General features: G+C 61.1%; 2 protein-coding genes. Both read left to right on the forward strand.

Annotated elements, in window-relative coordinates; translation table 11 throughout:
• The coding region (locus NW837_RS10000) for an ATP-dependent Clp protease proteolytic subunit (protein ID WP_102183585.1) at positions 1-420 on the forward strand (420 nt) is incomplete at its 5' end.
• A 36-nt stretch (positions 421-456) separates the two neighbouring features.
• On the forward strand, positions 457-655 hold a 199-nt coding region (locus NW837_RS10005; protein WP_414331175.1), incomplete at its 3' end, for a ClpX C4-type zinc finger protein.

Raw genomic sequence — 655 nt, forward strand, 5'->3', positions numbered from 1 at the left:
GACAAGGACATCGATATGTATATCAACTCGCCGGGCGGCGTCGTGAGCGCGGGGCTGGCGATTTACGATACCATGCAGATGATTCGCCCCGATGTCGCCACGATTTGTATCGGACAAGCCGCCAGTATGGGCGCGGTGCTACTGGCGGGCGGCGCGGCGGGCAAACGCTACGCCCTGCCCCACGCACGCATCATGATCCACCAAGTGCACGCAGGCTTTCAGGGAACTGCGCTCGATATCGAAATCCAAGCGCGCGAGGTGCTGCGCTACAAAGACATCCTGAACAACATCCTGCACAAGCACACGGGGCAGCCCATCGAGCGCGTGGAACAAGACACCGCACGCGACTACTTCATGTCCGCGCAGGAAGCCAAAGAGTATGGAATAATCGATCATGTGTTAGACCGCAGCGGTCGCTAACAGGAGGCACTCGTGGCACGAACGAATGAGACACGCATGACCGATCGGTGTGTGCTGTGCGGCAAGTCGCGCGAGCAGGTGCGCAAGCTGATTCTGGGCATGTACGGGGGCGTATGCGCCGACTGCGTCAAGCTGGCGAGCGACATCCTGCGCAGCGAGTCGGGCGCGTCGCCCACCCCACAGCCCATCGGCTCGGTGGACACCATCCCGAAGCCGAAAGATATCTACCGCGTGT

The organism is Synechococcus sp. R6-10, assembly GCF_047461815.1.
GTDB lineage: Bacteria > Cyanobacteriota > Cyanobacteriia > Thermostichales > Thermostichaceae > Thermostichus.